The organism is Flavobacterium aquariorum, from assembly GCF_003254745.1.
Classification (GTDB): Bacteria; Bacteroidota; Bacteroidia; order Flavobacteriales; family Flavobacteriaceae; genus Flavobacterium; species Flavobacterium aquariorum.
Map to the genome: position 1 here is coordinate 53162 of NZ_QKXH01000014.1, position 24387 is coordinate 77548.

The 24387-nt window shown below is 35.5% G+C and carries 22 protein-coding genes; 19 read left to right on the forward strand and 3 right to left on the reverse strand.

Annotation, left to right across the window (positions count from 1 at the left end; translation table 11 throughout):
• The first annotated feature begins 9 nt into the window (after window positions 1–9).
• The 12 genes from DOS84_RS17970 to flxY are packed head-to-tail and all read left to right on the forward strand — an operon-like array spanning window position 10 to window position 13974.
• On the forward strand, window positions 10–1074 hold the full coding sequence (locus DOS84_RS17970; protein WP_111411483.1) for a beta-ketoacyl synthase chain length factor: 1065 nt from the start codon (window positions 10–12) through the stop codon (window positions 1072–1074).
• Window positions 1071–1844: a polysaccharide deacetylase family protein gene (locus DOS84_RS17975; protein WP_243636400.1), complete on the forward strand. Its 774-nt coding sequence runs from the start codon at window positions 1071–1073 to the stop codon at window positions 1842–1844. Before DOS84_RS17970 ends, DOS84_RS17975 begins: the two co-directional genes overlap by 4 nt.
• Entirely contained in the window at window positions 1834–2469 is a 636-nt protein-coding gene (lolA2, locus tag DOS84_RS17980) for a flexirubin biosynthesis/transport protein LolA2 (RefSeq protein ID WP_111411485.1), read from the forward strand. The genes DOS84_RS17975 and lolA2 overlap by 11 nt, the downstream gene beginning before the upstream one ends.
• Window positions 2447–3082 carry a flexirubin biosynthesis protein LolB2 gene (gene lolB2, locus DOS84_RS17985; RefSeq protein WP_243636401.1) on the forward strand — a complete coding sequence of 212 codons (636 nt, stop codon included), beginning with the start codon at window positions 2447–2449 and terminating at the stop codon, window positions 3080–3082. Before lolA2 ends, lolB2 begins: the two co-directional genes overlap by 23 nt.
• Window positions 3083–3087: 5 nt before the next feature.
• Window positions 3088–3687, forward strand: coding sequence for an outer membrane beta-barrel protein (locus DOS84_RS17990; protein WP_243636402.1), 600 nt, complete (start codon window positions 3088–3090; stop codon window positions 3685–3687).
• Window positions 3688–3691: 4 nt separating this feature from the next.
• A complete protein-coding gene (locus DOS84_RS17995; protein WP_111411487.1) occupies window positions 3692–4063 on the forward strand; it encodes an ApeI family dehydratase in 372 nt (123 codons plus the stop codon).
• Between the two features lie 34 nt (window positions 4064–4097).
• Window positions 4098–4580, forward strand: a complete 483-nt coding sequence (locus tag DOS84_RS18000; RefSeq protein ID WP_111411488.1) for a hypothetical protein — start codon at window positions 4098–4100, stop codon at window positions 4578–4580.
• Between the two features lie 16 nt (window positions 4581–4596).
• A complete protein-coding gene (locus tag DOS84_RS18005; protein ID WP_111411489.1) occupies window positions 4597–5778 on the forward strand; it encodes a DUF2062 domain-containing protein in 1182 nt (393 codons plus the stop codon).
• 37 nt (window positions 5779–5815) lie between these two features.
• Window positions 5816–9469, forward strand: coding sequence for an MMPL family transporter (locus DOS84_RS18010; RefSeq protein ID WP_243636403.1), 3654 nt, complete (start codon window positions 5816–5818; stop codon window positions 9467–9469).
• Between the two features lie 5 nt (window positions 9470–9474).
• Window positions 9475–10992: a phytoene desaturase family protein gene (locus DOS84_RS18015; RefSeq protein ID WP_111411531.1), complete on the forward strand. Its 1518-nt coding sequence runs from the start codon at window positions 9475–9477 to the stop codon at window positions 10990–10992.
• Between the two features lie 16 nt (window positions 10993–11008).
• Window positions 11009–12679: a C45 family autoproteolytic acyltransferase/hydrolase gene (locus tag DOS84_RS18020; protein WP_111411491.1), complete on the forward strand. Its 1671-nt coding sequence runs from the start codon at window positions 11009–11011 to the stop codon at window positions 12677–12679.
• A complete protein-coding gene (gene flxY, locus DOS84_RS18025; protein WP_111411492.1) occupies window positions 12676–13974 on the forward strand; it encodes a flexirubin biosynthesis putative acyl-CoA ligase FlxY in 1299 nt (432 codons plus the stop codon). Before DOS84_RS18020 ends, flxY begins: the two co-directional genes overlap by 4 nt.
• On the opposite strand, the gene DOS84_RS18030 is transcribed toward flxY, so the two are convergent.
• The 3 genes from DOS84_RS18030 to DOS84_RS18040 all read right to left on the reverse strand — a co-directional run bounded on the left by DOS84_RS18030 (window position 13971) and on the right by DOS84_RS18040 (window position 16956).
• On the reverse strand, window positions 13971–14207 hold the full coding sequence (locus DOS84_RS18030; protein ID WP_111411493.1) for a heavy-metal-associated domain-containing protein: 237 nt from the start codon (window positions 14205–14207) through the stop codon (window positions 13971–13973). The genes flxY and DOS84_RS18030 overlap by 4 nt on opposite strands.
• Before the next feature lie 86 nt (window positions 14208–14293).
• Complete coding sequence (locus DOS84_RS18035; RefSeq protein ID WP_111411494.1) at window positions 14294–16708, reverse strand: heavy metal translocating P-type ATPase; 2415 nt, start codon at window positions 16706–16708, stop codon at window positions 14294–14296.
• Between the two features lie 47 nt (window positions 16709–16755).
• The gene (locus DOS84_RS18040) at window positions 16756–16956 is read right to left on the reverse strand and encodes a hypothetical protein (RefSeq protein ID WP_111411495.1); all 201 of its coding nucleotides are present in this window, start codon (window positions 16954–16956) and stop codon (window positions 16756–16758) included.
• A gap of 112 nt (window positions 16957–17068) precedes the next feature.
• Between DOS84_RS18040 and DOS84_RS18045 the strand changes: the two genes are divergently transcribed.
• The 7 genes from DOS84_RS18045 (at window position 17069) to DOS84_RS18075 (ending at window position 24386) form a co-directional block, all read left to right on the forward strand.
• Window positions 17069–17950, forward strand: a complete 882-nt coding sequence (locus tag DOS84_RS18045; protein ID WP_111411496.1) for a pirin family protein — start codon at window positions 17069–17071, stop codon at window positions 17948–17950.
• A gap of 5 nt (window positions 17951–17955) precedes the next feature.
• On the forward strand, window positions 17956–18345 hold the full coding sequence (locus DOS84_RS18050; protein ID WP_111411497.1) for an OsmC family protein: 390 nt from the start codon (window positions 17956–17958) through the stop codon (window positions 18343–18345).
• A gap of 132 nt (window positions 18346–18477) precedes the next feature.
• Complete coding sequence (tpx, locus tag DOS84_RS18055) at window positions 18478–18975, forward strand: thiol peroxidase (protein WP_111411498.1); 498 nt, start codon at window positions 18478–18480, stop codon at window positions 18973–18975.
• A 9-nt stretch (window positions 18976–18984) separates the two neighbouring features.
• Window positions 18985–19359 carry a diacylglycerol kinase family protein gene (locus DOS84_RS18060; protein WP_111411499.1) on the forward strand — a complete coding sequence of 125 codons (375 nt, stop codon included), beginning with the start codon at window positions 18985–18987 and terminating at the stop codon, window positions 19357–19359.
• Between the two features lie 18 nt (window positions 19360–19377).
• Window positions 19378–21819: a DNA translocase FtsK gene (locus tag DOS84_RS18065; RefSeq protein ID WP_111411500.1), complete on the forward strand. Its 2442-nt coding sequence runs from the start codon at window positions 19378–19380 to the stop codon at window positions 21817–21819.
• A 441-nt stretch (window positions 21820–22260) separates the two neighbouring features.
• Window positions 22261–22926, forward strand: a complete 666-nt coding sequence (lolA1, locus tag DOS84_RS18070; RefSeq protein WP_243636404.1) for an outer membrane lipoprotein periplasmic chaperone LolA1 — start codon at window positions 22261–22263, stop codon at window positions 22924–22926.
• 8 nt (window positions 22927–22934) lie between these two features.
• Entirely contained in the window at window positions 22935–24386 is a 1452-nt protein-coding gene (locus tag DOS84_RS18075; protein ID WP_111411502.1) for an LptF/LptG family permease, read from the forward strand.
• The last annotated feature ends 1 nt before the right edge of the window (window position 24387 follow it).

The following is a 24387-nucleotide window of genomic DNA, read 5'->3' on the forward strand; positions in this document are numbered from 1 at the left end:
GAACAACGTATGAAAAAGACATATATCAATGGATTAGGTTGTATTTCAGCTCAAAAAACGTTTGACACTGTTTTTTTGGAAGAAGCAGAATTAAACGAAAATAGTACTATCTTATCGTTAAAAGCTCCTGTTTACAAAGATTTTATTCCGCCGGTAGCTATCAGAAGAATGGCAAAGGGAGTAAAAAACGGAATTGTAGCTTCTGCTCTTGCTCTTAAAGAAGCACAGTTGGAAACAGTTGATGCAATAATTACAGGAACTGGAATGGGATGCATCGAAGACTCTGAGAAGTTTTTGAAAGCCATATTGGACAATGATGAACAATTCCTCACGCCCACTTCATTTATTCAGTCAACGCACAACACTGTTGGGGGCCAAATTGCATTAGGATTGCAATGCAAAGCGTATAATTTAACGTACGTAAATGGTTCTGTTTCTTTTGAATCGGCACTTTTTGATGCCAAAATGATGATTGAGGAAGAAGAAGCTTCAAGCATATTGGTTGGAGGAATTGATGAAATGGCCGATTATACCATGTCATTGTTTAAATTGGCAGGATTTATAAAGAAAGAAAATCAAGGGCCATATTCGATTTTAGGGTCAACTACAAAAGGAGTCGTTTTTGGTGAAGGAGCCACTTTTTTTGCTTTAGAAAACCAAATAAAAAACAATACAATTGCAGAAATTTTGGATGTAGAAATCCTTAATAAATTGAATGTGTCTGAAGTTGAAAATAAAATCCTTTCTTTTCTTGCTGTCAACAGTTTAGAAATTAGCGATATTGATGCTGTTTTGCTAGGTTATAATGGTGATGTGGATTCTGACTTATATTATAAAAATCTGTCTAATACAACTTTTATAAACGTACCACAAGTATATTACAAACATTTGAGTGGGGAGTACGATACAGCTTCAGCATTTGGGTTATGGGTTGGATCCAAAATTATCCAAACTCAAAGTATTCCTGATATTGTAAAGCTAAATGCGCTGGATAAACAGTCGTATAAAACTATTCTTTTATACAATCAACGCAACGGTATTGACCATAGTTTCACCTTAATTTCGAGCTGTTGAAACATAAAATAGTAACTGCTTTTTTTATTTTGGTTCTAATGCTACTCGCTTTGGTAAGTTTTTTTGCAGTGGTAGAAATCAAGTATTTCGTGCTTGTTGCTTTTCTTTGGTTTTTGATTATATTTTGGGGATCGACGTTTATTGCTTCCAATTATCATGTCAAAACATTTTGCAGTAATCCATTGGAAACCGAAAAAAAAATTTCTCTTACCTTCGATGATGGGCCGAACGAAATGACGTTGTTGGTTTTGGATGTTTTGAGAAAATATAACGCTAGAGCCACTTTTTTTTGCATTGGCAAAAATATAGAAACACATCCTGAAATTTTAAAGAGAACAATAGAGGAGGGACATACGATTGGGAATCATTCTTTTAGTCATTCTCCTTTTTTTGATTTTTACAAAAAAAATCAAGTGATTGCCGAAATTAAGCAAACGGATGCTTTGATTGAATCTGTTTTAGGAAAAAAGACAACGCTGTTCAGACCGCCTTATGGTGTTACGAATCCTTCAATTCGTAGAGCACTAGCAGTTACGAAGCACAAGACGATTGGTTGGAATATTAGATCTTTGGATGGAGTTGTCAAAAAAGAAGATTTTCTTTTGGATAGAATTATTAAAAGGATTAAACCTGGAGGAATCGTACTTTTGCACGATACATCGATTCAAACGGTAAATGTGTTAGAGCAATTAGTATCGTTTTTACAAACAAATAATTATGCCATTGTTCCGTTAGAAGAACTTCTGAATATAAAAGCTTATGAGGATTAAAAATTATATACTGGTCTTGTTTTTAGTTGTTTTTCAATTTAAATCATTGGCTCAAGAGCAAAAAATGAGTGAAAATGACATTGTTGCATTTAAACAATCTGTTGCTATAGTGTCAAAAAAAATAAAAACACTAAGCACTGATTTTGTACAATACAAACATCTTGATTTTCTGTCAAAGGACATTGAGACTTCTGGAAAAATGATTTTCAAAGAACCTAATTTATTGCTGTGGCAGTATAAAAAACCATACAGCTATTCGATTGTTTTTAAAAACGGAAAAATATTGATTAATGACGAAGGAAAGAAAAGTGCTGTAGATATTGGGAACAGCAAATTATTTGGAAAAATTAACAAACTGATTGTCGGAAGCGTGAGCGGCGATTTATTTGATGACAAGGAGTTTTCTATTTCTTATTTTAAAAACAAAGATCAAAATATTACCAAGTTTATTCCAAAAGATGCTACTCTAAAGAAATACATCAAGCAAATTGAATTGACATTTGACAAAGTAGATGCTACAGTTGTTCAGGTCAAATTATTGGAATCATCTGCAGATTTTACCCGAATTGTATTAAAAAACAAAGTAATCAATGGCAAAGTCGATGAAACTTCTTTTACGAATTAGCATTATTCTGGTTCTTGTTTTGTCATCCTGTTCAACCAATAAAGTGGTACAAGATTATAAAAGTGCACCTTTAGAAAAAACATCTTTGGAAGTGCCTTATTTTGCCAATCCCACAATGGATTATGTTTATAAAGCAAACATTACAGTTTATGGTAATGAGCTAACTGGTATTTTTATTGCCAAGAAAATAAATGATACCTTGCATAGAGTAGTGTTTACGACTGAATTTGGAAATAAATTAATGGATTTTGAAATTTCAGAGACTGATTTCAAAGTAAACTTTATTCAGGAAGAATTGGACAGAAAAATAGTGATTAACACTTTGACTAACGATTTTAGATTGCTTTTGCGAAAACATTATGCCATAAGTGAACAGTATGAGAATAACGAGAGTAAAGTTTATATGGCGTTAGATAAAGACAGAATGAATTTTTTATTTGTATCAAAATCAACAAATAAATTAAGTAAAATTGTACATGCTTCTAAAAGAAAAGAAATAATAAACCTCTTTTATACTTCGGAAAAAGATACTTTTGCTGAGAAAATTGTTATTCAGCATCAAAACATAAAACTAAAAATCGAACTGAATTATTTTAACCAACAAGAAAATTAACCACTATGAATAAAAGAACTAGAGGAATACTGATTTTATTTTTTATGATTTTTGGAGCACTCCAAGCACAAGCTCAGGTAAGTTTTAAACCAGGATTTAGAGGAGGAGCTAATTTCAGTCATTTTACAAAAGGGAATAATTATTATGCAGATCCTTATGATCCTAATCCTGGTATCCCGAATGTTCACTATGAATCCAAAACGGATTTTTATATTGGCTTTTATGGTGCCATAAAGTTATCTAAATTTTATACTTTACAGCCCGAAATTGATTATTCCGGTCAAGGTTCAAAATATAGATCAGCAACTAACAATGTCGATTTGGATGTGGATTACTTGTCTTTTGAAGTATTGAATAAATTTACTTTTGCCGATAGGTTGAATGTTCATTTTGGTCCAACCCTTGATTTTGTCACCAATAAAAATTTCGATACGGATACTAATGTTGATATGGCTTTTGTTTTGGGTTTGGGATTCAATTTAACGCCTAATTTTGGAATTGAAGGAAGAGTTAAAAAAGGAATCATTCCAGTTTTGGATTTTGATGAAAATCACACCAATGTTGTATTCTCGATAGGTGGAACTTATACTTTTGACGTAAAATAGAACTATGTTATTAAAAGATTTTTATAAAATAACTTCATTGGAAAACACTGCCGATTCTAAGTATAAGGCGGTGATTTTAGTCAATGAAAAGCACGATGTTTTTAAAGGGCATTTTCCGGGTAACCCAATAATGCCAGGAGTTTGCATGATGCAAATCATAAAAGAGTTGACAGAGCAAATTACTGGCAGTTCTTTGTTTATGCAATCATTATCCAATGTGAAATTTATGGCATTGATTAATCCATTTCAAACACCAGAATTACTTTTGGAATTGGATGTTACCACAACCGAGGATAATTTGGTTAAAGTTAAAAATGTGAGCTATTTTGATGAGACCATTGCTTTAAAACTGAGCAGTGTTTACAGAAAAGTTTAGATTGATAACGTATTAATTTTTTAATTTTACCGAAATGAAAACTATTTTTTTAGCCTTTTTTTTATTCTATTTCAGTAGTCCTTCCATTACTGAAATAAGAAAATTGTATGCTACGGCCAACAATAATGAAAGCAATGCCAAAGAGTTTGCCGCCAAGTTGCATGAGGTTACTAAAGAGGATAATAAAACTTTGGTGGCCTACAAAGGTGCTTCATTGGCAATTCTTTCAAAACTGGAAAAGAAAGGATCAGATAAATCCAAAAAATTCAAAGAAGGTTCCAGTTTAATTGAGTATGCTATCACAAATGAACCCAACGCTATAGAAATAAGAATGATTAGATTGAGTATTCAGGAAAACGTTCCAAAGATTGTTAATTATAGAGCTAATAAAAAGGAAGACAAAAAGTTTTTATTGGATCATTATAAGGAACAAACTGGAGCTTTGAAAACTTATATTGGTGATTTTATTTTGCAATCAAAAAGTTTTACGGCAACAGAAAAACAATCTATTAAATAGTTAAAGAATAGAGTAAATGAGTATAAGTTTACCAGTGATTGAAGCCATAGAACAATATAAAGTATGTGTTATTATACCCACGTATAATAATCACAAAACATTAAAGCGGGTTTTAGATTCGGTTTTGCAATATACTTTCAATGTTATTGTGGTCAATGACGGTTCTACGGACACTACCGCCCAAATTCTGGAAACGTATCCCAATTTGGTACAAATTCATCATTCCAAAAATAGAGGAAAAGGAATGGCGATACGTAACGGTTTCAAAAAAGCATTAGAACTAAATTATAATTATGCGATTACGATAGATTCTGATGGACAGCATTTTGCTTCCGATATTCCCGTTTTTATTGAAGCTGTGGAAACGAATTCCGACGAATTATTAATCGGTTGCCGAAATATGACACAGGAGAATGTGCCTAAAAAAAGCAGTTTCGGGAATAAATTTTCTAATTTTTGGTTTTGGTTTGAAACCGGAAATAAGCTCGAAGACACCCAATCAGGCTTCAGGATGTATCCTTTACGAAAAATACCGAGACGTTATTTTACCAATAAATTTGAGTTTGAAATTGAAGTTATCGTTCGGTCAGCTTGGAAAGGCATTCCGGTCAGAAACATTCCGGTTCAAGTTTTGTATGATCCGGAAGAGCGGGTTTCCCATTTTAGGCCTTTCAAAGATTTTACGAGAATCAGCATTCTCAACACCGTTTTGGTCACCATTGCCATAGTTTATATTAAACCGAGAGATTTTTTTCTGAAACTAAAAAAAAAAGGACTTAAGAAATTTTTCCTTGAAAATATATTAGAAAGCAGTGATTCGAATGCCCGAAAAGCGTCTTCAATCGCGCTCGGGGTTTTCATCGGAATCTGTCCATTTTGGGGATTTCAAACTATTCTTGTTTTGTCTTTGGCAGTTTTACTGAAACTGAATAAAGCGATTGCTTTTGCCTTTTCCAATATCAGTTTTCCGCCTTTCATTCCGTTTATTATTTATGGTTCGCTAAAAATTGGTAGTTTTTTTGTCACTAGCGATAAATCTTTGATTTTGAATTCGGATATGACTATTGCCGATATTCAAAAAAATATAGCCCAATATGTTGTTGGAAGTTTTATTTTAGCGACTTTTATGGCTATTCTATTTGGTCTTACTAGCTATTTGCTTCTCGCTTGGGTAGATAATTTAAAAAACAAAAAGTAGCAGCATGCACAATTATCTATTCGGTTTATATTCGTTCATGACAAAGAGAAAATCCCTTTCTGCAGGTATAGTTATTGCTATAGCTTTGTTTTTAGGTTTCTTTGCTTCCCAAATAACGTTTGAGGAAAATATAAATCAATTGATTCCCTCCAATGATAAATCGGGCGTGACTTCAAAAGTATTGGATCAGGTTAATTTTGCCGATAAAATAACTATTATTATTTCGACTAAAGACAAAGGTTCAGCCGATAATCTCACGGAATATGCCGATATCTTTATCGATAGTTTGGAAGCGAATTGCAAGCCGTTTGTGGCAAAAGTGCAGGGCAAAATTGAAGAAGAAAATATTCAGGAGACGTTCGATTTTGTATATGCCAATTTGCCTCTTTTTTTGGATCAAAAGGATTATGAGCAAATTCAGAATAAATTACAAAAGGACAGCATTGCAAACAGCGTTGCCTCGGATTATAAATCGATAATTTCTCCGGCGGGATTGGTTTCCAAAGATTTTATTCTTCAGGATCCGCTTGGCATTTCGTTTATTGCCTTGAAGAAATTGCAACAATTGAGTGTTGGCGACGATTTTGAAATTCAAAACGGATTCATACTAAGCAAAGACAAGAGGAATTTATTGCTTTTTGTGACTCCAAAATTGCCTGCCAATGAAACGGATAAGAATACCAGTTTTGTCCATAATTTGGAAAAAATCAGAACCAATCTGAATCAGCAATTTAAAGGTAAAGTTGAGATGACCTATTTTGGAGCTACGCCTGTTGCAGTTGCCAATGCTACCCAAATTAAATCCGATGTACAAAATACTTCTATTTTTGCGGGAGTTACATTGATTATAATTTTGGCTTTTTTCTATAGAAATCTGTCAACACCAATAATTATTTTTATTCCTTCTTTGTTCGGCGCTCTTTTTTCTTTGGCTGTTTTATATTTTTGTAAAGGGAGTATATCGGCTATTTCTTTGGGAATTAGTTCTATTTTGTTGGGTGAAACCACAGATTATTCGATATATGTTTTAACACATTTAAGGAATAATAAAAATGTGAAATTACTCTATAGAGACATCACAAAACCGTTGTTGCTTTGTGGTGTGACAACATCCATCACCTTTTTGTGCCTGTTTTTTATCAAATCGGAAGCTTTGCAGGATTTAGGAATTTTTGCGGGTTTGAGTGTGGTTTCGACATCTGTTTTTTCTTTGGTTTTAATTCCGATCTTGTACAAGTCGAATGGAAAATTATTCATTCCAAAGCCTAATCTTATTGACAAACTGGGTGCTTATTCCTATCATAAAAATAAATTTTTGGTTGGATCAATGTTATTGTTGTTGGTCGTTTCTCTTTTTACCTATTCTAAGGTTACTTTCAATAATGATCTTTCGGCTTTAAATTTTATGACTCCCAAGTTGAAAATGGCCGAGAAACAGTTGGAGCATATTGCTAATAATGACTCGTCAAAATCCATTTATTTGGTGACTTACGGCAAAAGTTATGATGAAGTTGTAGCCAATAATAATCAACTTTTTAAGACACTTCAGAAGGATAAAAACACCAAAGGAATCTTGAATTTCAGTTCTATCGGAGGGATTGTTTTTTCTGAACAGGTTCAAAAACAAAAAATAGCAGAATGGAATATTTTTTGGAGTTCCCAAAAGAAATCAAATCTGACGCAGTCCTTAATCAGGGAAGGGAGCCAGTATGGTTTTAAGGCGACTACTTTTAATGGCTTTTATAAGTTATTGGATAAAAACTTTAGCCCAATATCCATTCAAGAATATCTGAAGGTAAAATCCTTTTTTCTTGATGAATTTGTCGCCCAAAAAGATGGATTTTACACCATTTCTACCTTGGTAAAAGTACCAGGAGATCGCAGGGATTCCTTTGTGAATCAAATAAAAAAACAATCCAATTTGGTTGTTATCGACAGGCAACAAACGAATGAGACTTTTCTTGGAACACTAAAAACAAGTTTTGAAGATCTTGTCAATTATTCTTTTATAGCGGTATTTTTTGTACTGTTATTTGCTTTTAGAAAAATAGAATTGGCCATTATCAGCATTATCCCAATATTCATAAGTTGGATTTTTACTATCGGTCTTATGGGAATGTTCGGATTGCAATTTAATGTGTTTAACATTATTGTCTGTACTTTGATTTTTGGTATAGGAGTGGACTACAGTATCTTTATGACATCGGCATTGCAAAAAGAATATACATTTGGGAAAATAGAATTACCAAGTTACAGAACCTCTATTTTATTGTCGGTTGCAACCACAATTTTAGGAATTGGAGTGCTTATTTTCGCCAAACATCCAGCTCTGAAATCAATAGCTTTAATTGCCATTATCGGGATATTTTCGGCAATGATGATAACTTTTATTTTACAGCCGTTAGTATTTCATTTCTTTGTTACCAATCGAGTAAAAAAAGGAAAAGCACCTTATGAAATCAAGCGATTGTTGCATTCGGTTATTTCTTTTACGTATTTTGGTTTAGGAGGATTTTTATTGTCAATAGTTAGTGGGATTTTGATGAAAATCATGCCTTTTTCAAAAAAGTCAAAACTAAAAGTGTTTCATTTTATTTTATCAAAGTTCATGCATTCTGTCTTGATGAGCTATCCTTCGATAAGACGAAAAATCGTAAATACTTCCAATGAAAGATTTGACAAACCAGCCGTAATTATAGCCAATCATAGTTCCTTTTTGGATATTTTGGCTGTTGGATTGTTGAGCCCCAAAATTATTTTTTTGGTTAGCGATTGGGTTTATAATTCCCCTGTTTTTGGGAAAGGAGTTCGTTTGGCTGGTTTTTACCCAGTTTCCAGCGGGATGGATAATGGTGTAGATCATTTGCGTACCAAAGTGAAAGAAGGATTTTCTATAATGGTCTTCCCTGAAGGTACAAGATCTGAAGATAATTCTATAAAGCGTTTCCATAAAGGTGCTTTTTATTTGGCTGAACAATTGCATTTAGACATCGTTCCGATTGTTATTCATGGTTATTCCGAGGTTTGCCCAAAAGGGGATTTTATACTCAATGGTGGGAATACCACCACGGCTATTTTGCACCGAATTTCACCTGATAATTTTGATTTTGGAAACAATGTAGCTGAGAGGACAAAAAAAATAAGTGTTTTCTTCAAGCAGGAATACAGAAAGATGCGTTTGGATTTAGAAGGTCCTGATTATTTCAAAGCAAAACTGATGAACAGTTATGCATTCAAAGAACCACAAGTTATAAAAGCCGTACAAGAAGATATACAGCAACATGCGGACTTATACTACAGCCTGAATAAATGGATCGGCACCAAAGCTAGAATATTGCATTTTGCTAATGATTTTGGACAGTTGGATATGCTTCTGGTTTTGCAGGAACCGCAAAGAAAAATTGAATCCATAGTCCTTTTGGATGAAAACAGAGCGGTGGCCCAAACAAATTATATCATAAAGAAAAGGAAGATTCAGTATTTAGATACAAGTAAACCGATTGCTCCAAATAAATATGATGTTGTTTTGATTTCGGATGAAAATGCAATAGTTGATATGGAAACAATTTGTAATTTGGCTACAACGATTATTTTATTGAATCCTATTGGATTGAAAGGTGAAATTCCGTTGTTAGATTTTGAAATTGTTTTTGATACTGAAGATTTAATTGTAATAAAGAAGAAAGTATAATGAAAATGAAAAAACGCTATGACGTAGTTGTAATAGGAAGCGGTTTAGGCGGACTCGTTTCAGCTGTCATTTTGGCCAAAGAAGGCTATAGTGTTTGTGTGTTGGAAAAAAACAATCAATACGGAGGGAATCTGCAGACCTTTGTGCGTGACAAAACAATTTTTGATACCGGAATTCATTATATCGGAGGATTGGGTGAGGGGCAGAATCTGCATCAATATTTCAAGTATATTGGCATTATGGATGGCTTGAATCTCAAGAAAATGGATGAAGATGGCTATGATATGATTTCGTTCGAGAATCATGAGCAGGAATTTCCACATGCACAAGGATATGATAATTTTAAAAAACAACTGACCCAATTTTTTCCCGAGGAAAGAGAAGCTATTGAAAAATATTGTGAGGCAATACTAAGAACTTGTGATCGATTTCCGCTTTATAATTTAAGATTGGAAGGGAAATATGACAGCGATATTTTGACAATAAATGCCAAAGAGTTCATCGATGGATTGACAGAAAATAAAATATTGAGGGCTGTTTTTGCGGGAAGTAATTTTTTATATGCGGGACTGGGGGATAAGTCGCCTTTTTATGTTCATGCATTGACGGTGAATACTTATATGCAAAGTGCTTGGCGATGTATCAATGGTGGAAGCCAAATAACAAAGCAGTTGATAAAAGAATTGAAGAAACACGGTGGTGTTGCTTTTAAATACAAAGAGGTTATTCAGTTAATCGTTGAGGAGAATGCTGTTACAAATGTAAGATTGAAAGACGATACAACTGTGTCGGCCCAATATTTTATATCTAATATTGAGCCTAAGACCACTTTGAAAATGGCAGGGGATGGCAATTTTAGAAAAGCTTTTGTCAATAGGGTTTCAAGTTTAGAGGGAGGAGTTTCGGCATTCAGTTTGTATATTGTTTTTAAGCCAAAGAAGTTTAAATATTTGAACCGAAATTACTACCACTTCAAAAATAGTGACGTGGTTTGGACTGCTCAGGATTATACTGAGGAAACTTGGCCAAAAGCATTTCTGGCTTCAATGAATGCCACTAAAAAGGAAGATGGATGGGCTGAAGGAATGACTTTTATCGCTTATATGAAATTTTCAGATGTAGAGGCTTGGAAAGATACCTATAACACAATTGCAGATGAAAAGGAGAGGGGAGAAAGTTACGAAGCTTTCAAAAAGCGCAAAACGGACCGTTTTCTGGAAGAAATAGAACTCAAGTTCCCAGGGATTAAAGAATGCATAAAATCAGTACATACATCGACTCCACTATCTTACAGGGATTATATTGGAGGGCATAATGGGAATATGTATGGTTATGAGAAAGATTCCAATAACCCAATGAAAACATTTATTCCCTCCAAAACAAAGTTGGATAATCTTTATCTGACCGGTCAGAGCATTAATATGCATGGAGTTTTAGGGGTAACTATTGGCGCTGTTGTTACCTGCTCAGAGATTTTGGGCAGAGAATATTTAGTCAACAAAATTAATCAAAATACGGATTGATGATAAATTGAGGTGTATGAAGAAACATATTGTCCATATTGTTTTCATCGTTTTAGCTTTTGTAGTTGCTTCATGCGGTACTTCAAAATCAATGCGCCATCAACCAGAAATAAAAAGTTTTAACAACACCATTTCCGTTGTCACAAAACAATCCAGCACTATTTTTTACACTGGAAATAATTTTTTACTTAAGAATAAACAAAACCTATGGGAACTCTATGTTGAAGGCGATCCGTTGGAACGAGGTTTAGCAATCGGTAGTTTGACAGATTCTTTGTTAAAAAAGCAAGAATATGTTTTTTTTGATAGAGTAGATGTTTTGATTCCATCCAATTTTAAAAGGAACGTGATGATGCGCTTTTTAAATTGGTATAATCGAAAATTGTATTTGAATGTGGACAATGAGTATCAAACCGAAATTTATGGACTTTCGCAATATGCACCAAAAGATTTAAGTTATATAGCGCCCAGTTTTTTGAGAGATATGTATTTGCATGGTGCCCATGATATTGGTCATGCTGTTCAAGATTTAGCTTTGGTAGGTTGTACCTCTTTTGCAGCTTGGGGAAACAAAACAGAAGATGGAAACTTAATCCTTGGTCGAAATTTCGATTTCTATGTTGATGACGCTTTCGCAAAAGATAAGATAGTGGCTTTTATAAACCCAAAGGAAGGATATCCTTTCATGATGGTAACCTGGCCGGGAATGATCGGCGTTTGTTCAGGAATGAATGCTGAAGGTCTGACACTGACAATCAATGCCAGCAAGTCTAAAATCCCGTTAATTGCCAAAACACCAATTTCTATATTGACACGGGAAATATTGCAATATGCAAGAACTATTGACGAAGCAATTGCAATTGCCAAAAAGAAGAAAGTATTTGTATCCGAATCAATTATGATAGGAAGTGCCAATGACAATAAAGCCGTTTTGATAGAAATTGCACCAGATAATTTAGGCATTTTTGAAGTTTCAAACGATAATCAGTTGGTTTGTACCAATCATTTTCAAAGTGATGCATTAAAAGAAAACAAACGAAATAGAGACCAAATTAAAAACAGTCATTCGCAATATCGTTTTGATCGAATGACCCAATTACTGGATAAAAATCCAATAATTACACCTCAAATCGCTGTTGATATCCTTCGGAATAAAGAGGGGCTTAATAATATACCTTTGGGTTTTGGAAATGATAAGGCATTAAATCACTTATTGGCTCATCACGGAATTGTGTTTCAACCTTCGAAACGATTGGTTTGGGTATCGGCAAGTCCCTATCAATTGGGTGAATTTGTCTGTTATGACTTGAATACCATTTTTATAAACAGAAAAAGGAATGACAATATAATTTCTTTGGAAGATGAAACTAGAAATATTCCCAAGGATCCATTTCTGGAAACGGTTGCGTATCAAAACTATGAGCAGTTTAGGATAGAGAATAAAAAAATGGATTTGTTTTTAAAAAAGAAAGAAAAATTACCTTCCGATTTCATTGGATATTATCAATCTTTAAATCCAGATTATTGGGTTGTTTATTATAATGCAGGATTGTACTTTTATCAAAATAAAAAATACGCTTTGGCTCAAGAGCAGTTTGAAAAAGCATTGACCAAAGAAATTAGTACTCTTGCTGAGAAACAGGAGATTACCAACTATTTAAAGAAAATTAAAAGAAAACGAGAATGATTCCAAAGATAGAAATCGCCACTGCAGCCGAAATAAAATCGTTTCAGGAACAAAAATTGGCAGAACTTTTGCGCTATGTGAATGTCAATTCCCCTTTTTACAGTTCTCTTTTTTTTAAAAAAAATATTGATATAGCCAATATAAAAACAATTGAGGATTTGACTCTGTTGCCTGTTACCACCAAAGAAGATTTACAAAAATACAATGATGATTTTTTATGTGTTCCTGCGAATAAAATTATTGATTACACCACTACATCCGGGACTTTGGGAGATCCTGTAACTTTTGGGTTAACCGACAGTGATTTGGACAGATTGGCTTATAATGAAGCTATTTCGTTTGATTGTGCAGGCATAAAAGAAGGTGATATTGTGCAGTTAATGACCACTATTGACCGTCGTTTTATGGCAGGATTGGCTTATTTTTTAGGTCTTCGAAAGATGAAAGTGGGTGTTATTCGTGTTGGTGCCGGAATTCCGGAATTGCAATGGGATTCTATTTTAAAATACAAACCGACTTATTTAATTACGGTTCCTTCCTTTTTGCTAAAAATGATTGAATATGCCGAAAATCATAACATTGATTTCAATAATTCCAGTGTTAAAGGTGCTATTTGTATCGGCGAATCTCTTAGGAACCAAGATTTCACAATGAATGCACTGTCCAAAAAAATAACGGACAAATGGAAAATAAAGTTGTTCTCCACTTATGCTTCGACCGAAATGAGCACTGCCTTTACAGAATGTGATCATGGAGTAGGAGGGCATCATCACCCAGAATTGATTATTGTGGAAGTATTGGATTCAAATAATAATCCCGTAAAAAATGGTGAATCAGGAGAATTAACTTTTACCACCTTGGGAATTGAAGCCATGCCATTAGTTCGGTTCAAAACGGGGGATATTGTACAATTGCATACTGATCCTTGTCTGTGTGGTCGAAACACATTGCGTGTTGGCCCTGTTATTGGCAGGAAACAGCAAATGATAAAATACAAAGGAACTACTTTGTATCCGCCTGCTATGAACGATGTTTTAAATGATTTCGATACAATCGAAAGCTATATCATCGAAATTACTTCGAATGATTTGGGAACAGATGAGATTCTGATAAAACTTGCGGTTAAAGACCCTACACCCATTTTTCTACAGGAATTAAAAGATCATTTTAGAGCCAAATTGCGTGTAACTCCCAAAATTGAATTCACGACGAATGAAGCGCTAAGACCTATTATTTTCAATCCAATGAGCAGAAAACCGATTCATTTTTTTGATAACAGAAAAACGGGTTTTTAATCTACCGCTTCAATTTTATAACCCGCTTTTTGAACCGCATCTATAATTTCGCTTTCTATATTACCATTGGAGGTTACGGATAGAATTTTGTCATTATTTTCGGTATCTACAGACCAGAGACTGATACCTTTTACAGCATTTAGAAAAGGTGTTACTGTGGCAACACAACCACCACATTTTATATTTGTTTTGAAATAAAATGTAGTTTCTTTTTCGTTTAAATTAGTGTTCATTTTTGTTTTATTTGTTGTTTTATTTGTTGTTTTAATTGTTCAGTTTTAAGAATGATAATTACTATTAGCGATTCAGCCTACCTAAATTATTTTTTCCATTTTAATCTAAGGCTGTTACTCACCACACTTACGCTACTCAATGCCATAGCCGCTCCGGCAATCATGGGATTCAGCAGAAATCCGTTGATGGGATACAAGACACCGGCGGCTACCGGAATACCAATGACATTATAAAACAAGGCCCAAAACAGGTTTTGTTTTATTGTCGCCACAGTTTGTTTGGAGAGTGTAATGGCTTCTGGAATTTTACTGAGGTCAGATGAAATGATGGTCATTTTGGCAACATCCATAGCAATGTCGCTACCTTTTCCCATCGCAATGCTCACGTCGGCTTGCGCCAAAGCGGTACTGTCATTGATTCCGTCTCCGACCATTGCCACAATTTTTCCTTCACTTTGCAATTGTTTGATGAAAACTGCTTTTTGTTCAGGTAAGACTTCGGCTTTGTAATTGGTTATTCCAGTTTTTTTGGCAATGGATGCAGTTGTAGTTTCATTGTCGCCGGTAAGCATATAAATCGCAATCCCTGACTCCTTTAATTGCTGAATGGCCTCAATAGATGTTTCTTTGATTTTGTCCGCAATTGCAATGGCTGCTATCGCATGCGTATCGTCCGAAAACCAGATAACCGTTTTCGATTCGGCACTCCACTGATTGGCTTTTTCAATAAGCATTTGCGAAAGGATTATCTTCCTTTCAAGCAAAAGTTTTTGGTTTCCGACTAAATACGTTTTGCCTGCTACGGTTGCCGAAACCCCTTTTCCTGTAATACTTTCAAAATGGTCCAAGGCAATACTGTTATTGTCATCAAAATGTTTGATTACGGCTTCTGCCAAAGGATGCTCGGATTGTTTTTCTATAGTGACCAAGATTTGTTTTAGAAGGTCACTTTCGTCTGTCCAATATGAATTGGTAACTACAGGTTTTCCTTCCGTAATGGTACCCGTTTTATCCAGAACAACGGCATTTACTTTTTGAGCTAATTCCAGACTTACGGCATCTTTAATTAATATTCCGTTTTCGGCACCTTTACCAATTCCGACCATAATCGCAGTGGGAGTCGCCAAACCTAAGGCGCATGGACAAGCAATCACCAAAACGGTGGCAAAGGCTATCAATCCTTGGGAAAAACCATTTTCGCCTCCCAGAATAATCCAAGAAGCAAACGCAATAATCGCAATCACAATTACTATTGGAACAAAAATGCCCGCTATTTTATCGACCAATTTTTGGACTGGGGCTTTGCTTCCTTGGGCTTCCTGAACCATTTTGATGATGCTGGCCAGCATTGTTTCGGAACCTACTTTCTCGGCTCGGAATTGAAAACTTCCTTTTTGGTTAATCGTTCCGGCATATACTTTTTCGTTTTCTTTTTTCAAGAGCGGAACAGGTTCGCCGCTCAGCATGCTTTCATCTACGTAGGAGTTTCCTTTGGTAACGGCTCCATCCACTGCAATTTGTTCTCCCGGTTTTACAAGTATGATATCTCCGTGTTTAACTGTATCGATCGGTATTGTGGATTGCTGTTCATCACCTGTAATTATTGTCACGGTTTTGGGTTGTAACCCCATTAGTTTTTTAATGGCAGTCGAAGTGTTTCCTTTGGCTTTTTCTTCCAATAATTTCCCAAGCAGTATAAACGTGATGATTACCGCTGCTGCTTCAAAATAAACATGGGAGTGCAACCCTCTTTCGTGCCAAAAATGGGGAAATAAAGTATTGAATACACTAAAAACATACGCCACTCCTGTTCCCAAAGCCACCAGCGTGTCCATATTGGCCGAATGATGTTTGGCTTGTTTCCAAGCATTAATATAGAAGTTTTGACCAAACCAAACTACCACAGGAGTCGATAAAACCCACATGATTTCATTGGCGTAGGGAATATCCATAAAAAACATCCCAATGATGACCACAGGAACTGTAAGCAATCCTGCCCATAGCGTTTTCAGTTTCAATTGACTGAATTTTTTTTCGTGTATTTCTTCCAGCGATTCTTGCTCTTTATTGTCCTCTTCTACAAACAGATCATAACCAGCTAGCTGAACTGCTTTCCTGATTTCATCTACAGAAATCATATTCGGTAAGTATTCTATCGCCACAGTTGCGGTCGCAAAATTGACCGACGCGCTAACAATTCCGGGTTGGATTTGAATAGCGGTTTCCACCCCAATTGCACACGAAGCACAGCTCATCTCCAGAACGGGAAAGGTTTTCTTTACCGTTGTTACGCCGTAACCCAAATCCCGAATCGCATTGACAGCTTCCGGCAATGCTTCGGGTTTCGAAGTCGTAATCACGGCTCTGTTGTTGTTGAGTTCCACTTTATGGGAATCAATATTTTTTATTTTTCCTAAGCCGTTATCGACGATAAGCGCACAATGTTCGCTCTCGACATCTTCCAGTGGAATGTAAAATGTATTATTTATAGTAGTTGCCATTTTTGTATTTCTTTTAATTTACAGTACAAAGTTCAGCAGATAATCTTTTAATAAATTACAGATTCTTGTGAAAGAGTTGCAAGACTTTGGTAAGTTTCAGTTTGGGCATGACCTCGTTGTACAACAGTTGTTTTCATAACACCAATTTTGGCAACGAGGTCGGGCTCTACACTGTATTCCCGATTAACAAAAACTACGGCAAAAAGCCTTGTTTTTCTAAACCGGGAGATGCCGTTTCGATCCCTCATGCAAATGTGTTTGCATAACAATATTTTGATTTCATTCCCAATACCTGTTTTTTTTAATTAATTTAGATTGTCTTTTGATTTCTTAAGATTTTAAACTTACAAACGATATACTATGTCAAACATTGGATTAATTATAGAAGAAAGAGCTGCCGATATCGGTAATTTTTTAGTGGGAAGATTGTTACCCTTTCGCGAAAAGCGTGCCGTAGGACCTTTTGTGTTTTTGGATCATATGGGGCCGGCAAAACTTAAGGATTATCAAAACCTAGATGTTGGTCCACATCCTCATATTGGGTTATCGACGCTTACGTATTTGTTTGAGGGTGCAATATTGCATCGCGACAGCCTTGGTACCGAAATGGAAATTACGCCAGGTGCCGTAAATTGGATGACCGCCGGAAAAGGAGTGGTTCATTCGGAACGAACACCCGAGCGTTTGAGGACTACTGATAAAAGTCTGCATGGTTTACAAATTTGGGTAGCCTTGCCCAAAGCAATGGAAAATATAGAACCTTCTTTCTTCCATATCGAAGCCAAAGACATACCCGAATGGCAACAAGATAATGTTTCCATAAAACTGATTGCCGGCAAAGCTTTCGGTAAAGAATCGCCTGTTCCCGTTTACAGCCCTTTGTACTTTATCGAAATTAAAAGCACCAACCCAGCCACACTGAATATTGGTAAAGACCTGTTTGGGGATAGCGCTTTGTATATTTTGGAAGGAGAAATTAAAAATGATGGCAACACTTACACTTCAAAGCAAATTTTGGTGGCCAAGGAAAGCAGTCTTTGTCAGTTTGAAATGAGCGAAAACTGTACGGTTTATATTTTTGGGGGAGAACCCTTTCCGGAAGAGCATTTTATCTATTGGAATTTTGTTCATTCGGATAAAGTCGTAATTGAAAAAGCCAAGCAGGATTGGATCGATCAAAAGTTTCCGAAGGTGCCCAATGAAACCGAGTTTGTACCCTTACCACAACCTAAATTTAAATAATTATCATGGCAAAAGTAATCGCTCATATTAAAGAAGTTCCTTTTCAAATCGAAATAAAAACGCCTACAGGAAATATCATCACTGCTGACGAACCGGTTGAGAAAGGAGGGAAGGACACAGGATTTTCACCCAAAGAATTACTTACGGCATCATTAAGCGCCTGCACATTGGCAACACTGCGGATGTATATTAATAAGAAAGGCTGGAATATACCCGAAATAAAAGTAGAAACAGAACTAATCGAAATGGATGGCAAAACGCTTTTCGCCAGAAAATTGGAGTTTTTGAGTACGGTCGATGAAGATCAGAAAAAGCGTTTGATTTTAGTTGCCAACGCTTGTCCTGTGCATAAGATACTATCTGGTACCATTGAAATCGAAACGGAATTAATATAATAGAGAATACTATTTTGATCTAAAATGGCATAATGATTTGGCAGAGCTATCAAGCCATAACTCAAAAAACAAATCCTTTTAGATTCAAATATTAATCCTTACTTTTGAACCTCATTAAAAAAAACAAACATTATGGCGTCTATAACATTAGGAGGAAACCCAATACACACTTCAGGTGAATTACCAAAAGTTGGTTCAAAACTGGCTGATTTTAAATTAGTTCAAAACGATTTATCGGTTGCTGATTTAAGCGCTTTTGCAGGTAAAAAATTAGTTTTAAATATTTTCCCTAGTATCGATACAGGAACTTGTGCAACATCAGTTAGAAAATTCAACGAAAGCGCAAGTAATTTGGCAAACACTACTGTTTTGTGCATTTCCAGAGATTTACCTTTTGCCCAAAAACGTTTTTGTGGTGCTGAAGGACTTGAAAATGTTGTAAACTTATCTGATTTTCAAGATGGTGCTTTTGGGAAAAATAACGGTTTAGAAATTGTTAATGGCCCATTGGCTGGATTGCACTCAAGAGTGATTATCGTTGTTGATGAGAATGGTGTGGTGACTCATACGGAACAAGTGGGTGAAATTGCAAACGAACCTAATTACGAAGCCGCTTTAGCCGCACTTTAATAGAATATAATGGAATTTCAAAAAGACAACACATTACTTACGGGCCGATTGAAAAGCGTGAAATACGCTTTTCTTGGTGCCGTAAAATTAATTACTACCGAGCACAGTATTATGGTTCAATTTTCAATTGGAATATTAATGACTATTGCCGGTTTTTATTTTCATATCACGACTACCGAATGGCTTTTCCAAACGATGGCCATTGGTTTAATTATGAGCATTGAAGGATTGAATACCGCTGTTGAAAAAATAGCTGATTTTATTCACCCTAATTATCATGAAAGAATAGGTTTTATAAAAGATATTGCTGCTGGAGCAGTATTTTTTGCTGCATTAACAGCAATCGCAATTGGTCTAATTATTTATATCCCAAAATTTTTATAGGTTCAATTAAATTCAAGAATGGCAAAATCTACAAAAAAAGAATCTTCAGATACAAAAAAAGAATCGGAATCTAAAGGCATAAGATCATGGAAATTCACCAAACAGCACAAAATTGTTTTGGGGTCTCTTTTGGTGTTATTTTCAATCGCTTTATTAGTCGCATTTGTTTCCTTTTTTATTTATGGAAAAATCGACCAAAGCGCTGTTTCCGAATTGACAGACCGCAAAGAAGTGGTTCAAAACTGGCTTGGTAAATTTGGTGCTTATCTCGCCGATTTATTCGTGTACAGAGGCTTTGGAATTGCTTCCTTTTTGTTTGTGCGTTTATTTTTTCTGACTGGAATGTATTTGGTTTTGAGTCTGTCAATTAAAAAACTAAAAGGAATTTGGTTTTGGGATTTATTTGCTGTTGTCGTTTTGTCTGTCCTTTTTGGTTTTTTTGCCACTTCAATACCTGAATTGGGTGGGACAATTGGATATGAATTGAATTTATTTTCACAAGATTATATTGGTAAAACAGGAACACTTTTGGTGTTGGTTTTTGGGCTGATTGTTTATTTGATTTTCAAATTGCAGTTATCACCCGAAAAAGTGCAATCCTTTTTTGAAAGCACCAAAAAAGAAATTAAAGAGGACTTGGCTACAAGCCCAATATTGACGCCTAATGACAGTGTGTATAATCTTGAGGAATTTGCAGTTGAGGAAACTGAAGAAGAAGAATTGGATGATATCCATCTAAAAACATCAGGGTCACAGTTTGAAATCAATAAAGAAGCTTTGAAACCAACAATTTCCAATGCTTCCGAAATTAATTTGGAGCCCACTCTTAAACCGCTTCCAATGGAAATTTTGCCTACGGTAGCACCGGTAAAAGAAGAAGCATTTGTAATTGAAAAAGCTGTAGAGGAAGATATTATCGAGGACAATCTGGCTTCACGTCTGGTGTCGGATTTTGGTTTATTTGATCCTACTTTGGATTTGTCTAATTACAAGTTTCCAACCATTGATTTATTAAAAGAATATTCGACTGGCGGTATTACTATCAACCAGGAAGAACTGGAAGAGAATAAAAATAAAATTGTAGATACGCTTCGTAATTACAAAATAGAAATAGCGCAAATCAAAGCGACTGTAGGGCCATCGGTAACTTTGTATGAAATTGTGCCTGAGGCAGGAATTCGTATTTCCAAAATCAAGAGTTTAGAGGATGATATTGCTTTGTCACTTTCGGCATTAGGGATTCGTATTATTGCGCCTATTCCGGGAAAAGGAACTATCGGTATCGAGGTTCCGAACAAGAATCCAACGATGGTTTCTATGAAAAGCGTTATTGGTTCGGCCAAATTCCAAGAAGCTGAAATGGAATTGCCTATTGCTCTTGGAAAAACTATTTCGAACGAAACTTTTGTGGTTGACTTGGCCAAAATGCCCCACTTATTGATGGCGGGTGCTACAGGGCAAGGGAAATCGGTAGGATTGAATGCGGTGTTGACTTCGCTTTTATACAAAAAACACCCGGCCGAAGTAAAATTTGTATTGGTGGATCCTAAAAAAGTAGAGCTTACTCTTTTCAATAAAATAGAAAGACATTATCTAGCGAAACTACCTGATACCGAAGATGCCATTATCACCGATAATGCCAAGGTTGTGGCAACATTGAATTCACTTTGCGTGGAAATGGACAACCGCTACTCGTTATTGAAAGATGCGATGGTAAGAAATATCAAGGAATACAACGAAAAATTCAAAGGAAGAAAATTAAATCCAGAGAATGGACACCGATTTTTGCCTTATATCGTATTGGTAGTTGATGAGTTTGCCGATTTGATTATGACAGCCGGTAAAGAGGTTGAAGTACCTATTGCGCGTTTGGCACAATTAGCCCGTGCTATTGGTATTCACTTGATTATAGCAACTCAAAGACCATCGGTGAATGTAATTACAGGTTTGATCAAAGCCAACTTCCCTGCGAGAATCGCTTTTAGGGTAACCTCTAAAATTGACTCCAGAACGATCTTGGATACACAGGGTGCGGATCAATTGATTGGTAGGGGAGATATGTTATATACGAACGGAAATGATGTGGTTCGTGTACAATGTGCCTTTATAGATACTCCAGAAGTAGAAAAAATAACCGAGTTTATTGGTTCACAAAAAGCGTATGCTACAGCTTATTTACTTCCTGAATTCGTAGGAGAAGATGGAGGAATTAGTTTGGAAATGGATATTTCTGAAAGAGATACTTTGTTTAGAGAAGCTGCCGAAGTAATCGTAAATGCACAACAAGGATCGGCTTCGTTATTGCAACGAAAACTGAAACTGGGGTATAACAGAGCTGGTCGATTGATTGATCAACTGGAAGCTGCCGGAATTGTTGGTCCTTTTGAAGGAAGTAAAGCCAGAAGCGTGAATATACAGGATATGACGGGGCTGGATCAGTTTTTTAGCAACGAAAGTTAGAATTTTAGACTGCAGATTTCAGGTTTCAGATTGCAGAATTTAGATTTCAGATTGCAGAATTCAGATTGCAGGTTTCAGGTTTCAGAATTTAGATTTTAGATTGCAGGTTTCAGAATTTAGAATTTAGATTGGGTGTTTCAGATTGCAGATTTTGGATAATTAGACTTTGGAATAGCGTTGATAACAGAAATTTAGCTTTTTTTTAGATGCTTTTCATTTTTTAGGTCTTTACATTTGCACCAAATATGATATTAGACGGATGCGTGAGGGATAGAAGCCAGCTACCGAAGTAGCGCGGATAGCCCGACGCCGTTGAGGAAAGGGGCTTTGTAAGCGGTGCTATCAGTAAGCCCCTTTTCTCAATGGGGGCACGCCCAAGTGATAACAATATTCAATTAGTTACAAAAAACATTAATAAGCATACAACAAAACACAGAACAAATGAGATTACAACACAAAATAGGAGTGAGAATGGTAATGGGACTTTTGGTTGCCTTTTTTATTGGATTTTCGGCTCAGGCACAAGATAAAAAAGCAAAAGCTTTATTGGATAAAGTAACTGCCAAAGTAAAAAGCTACGAGAATATCACAATCGATTTTAAATACTCTTTGAATAATGCCAAAGAAAATATCAATCAGGACAGTAAAGGAACTGTGGTGATGAAAGGAAATCAGTATGTGTTGAATTTTATGGGAATCACCAAGATTTTTGACGGTAAAAAGAATTATACTATCGTTCCTGAAGATGAGGAAATCACTATTTCGAAAGTGGATGAGAAAGACGATTCGGCTATCACACCATCAAAAATGCTGACTTTTTTCAATACGGGTTATAAATTCTCAATGGATATTGCCCAGAATGTAAGCGGTAAAAAAATACAATACATAAAACTGACTCCTACCAATGCCAAAGATCAAAGAAAAGAGATTTTGGTGGGTATTGATTCTAAAACCAATAATATTTACAATGTAATAGAAATTGCCAAAAAAGGAACGAAAACAACATTGACGGTTAATTCTTTTAAAACAAATCAGACATTGCCGAAAAATCAGTTTACCTTTGTTGCAAGCAAATATCCCAATTATTACATCAATAAATTAGACTAATTATTTAGGTGAAGATTCTAGACAGATACTTATTAAAAACATTTCTGGGTACATTTGCTACGGTATTTGTTATCCTTTTTTTTGTGTTCATCCTGCAAACGGTCTGGTTGTTTATTGCCGAATTGGCCGGTAAAGATTTGGATTTCGTAATGGTTATCAAATTTTTGGCGTTCTCTATGCCCCGAATCGTGCCTTTGGTTTTACCGTTATCTATTTTATTGGCATCGATAATGTCTTTTGGAAACCTATCTGAGCATTATGAATTTGCGGCTATGAAATCTTCGGGGATCTCGTTGCAAAGAGCGATGCGAAGCTTGACTATTGCTATTGCAATATTGAGTATAGTCGCATTTTTATTTGCCAATAATGTGATTCCGTATGCCGAATTTAGATTTGTCAATTTCAGAAAAAATATTGCTCAGGCCAAACCGGCACTTGCCATTACGGAAGGACAATTTAGCGACGTTGGCTCATACAATATTAAAGTGAATAAAAAATCGGGTGAGAATGGAAATCACCTTACTGGAATTACCATTCATCAAAAATCCCTAAATGGCGACGGTAGCAAAACGGCGATTCGCGCCACGGACGGAGAATTAATCAGTAGTGACAAAACGAGTATTCTTCAGTTGGTTTTGAATGACGGTAATTATTATCAGGATATCGTGCCTAAAAAATACGAGGATCGGGATAAACTTCCTTTTGCAAAAAGTTCCTTTAAGAAATACCGCATCAATATTGATTTGTCCCAATTGAATAAAGTGGACACAAAAGATGAGAGCGTATCCAATACCAGTACAATGTTGACCGTGAATGATTTGAAGTATACACTGGATTCCCTGACTAAGAACAGGAATACTGAAATTGTTTCATTCTCTGAAAACAGCGGATCGAGAATAGCTACCCTAAGCAATAATAATGCTCCTCAAGTTTCAAAGAAAAAAGCTTTGGTTAAAAATTTGTTGTCTATTTACAACAACAAGCAAAAAGTTGAAATTTTAAAAGCTGCCAGCAGTAATGCGCAAAGCACATTGTATACTATTGATGCCACCAGAAGCGAACTGGACAATAAAAAGAAAAACATAAACAGTCATATTTTGGCTCTTTATGATAAATTTGTTATTGTTTATGCTTGTTTTCTAATGTTCTTTATTGGAGCGCCGTTGGGAGCGATTATACGAAAGGGAGGTCTTGGTTTGCCTATCGTATTTGCCGTTTTAATTTTTATATCCTTCCATTTTATCAATACTTTTGGGAAAAGGATTTCTCAGGAAGATGGTATACCTCCTTTCTTTGGGGCCTGGATGTCGTCTATGATTCTGACGCCGTTGGCTGTTTTATTGACTTATCGTGCCACGAATGATATTGGTTTAATCAATATGGATGTACTATTGGCACCTGTACAAAAAGTATTTCAAAAATTGTTTCAAAAAATAATTCCATCTCAAAATAAAGAATAAG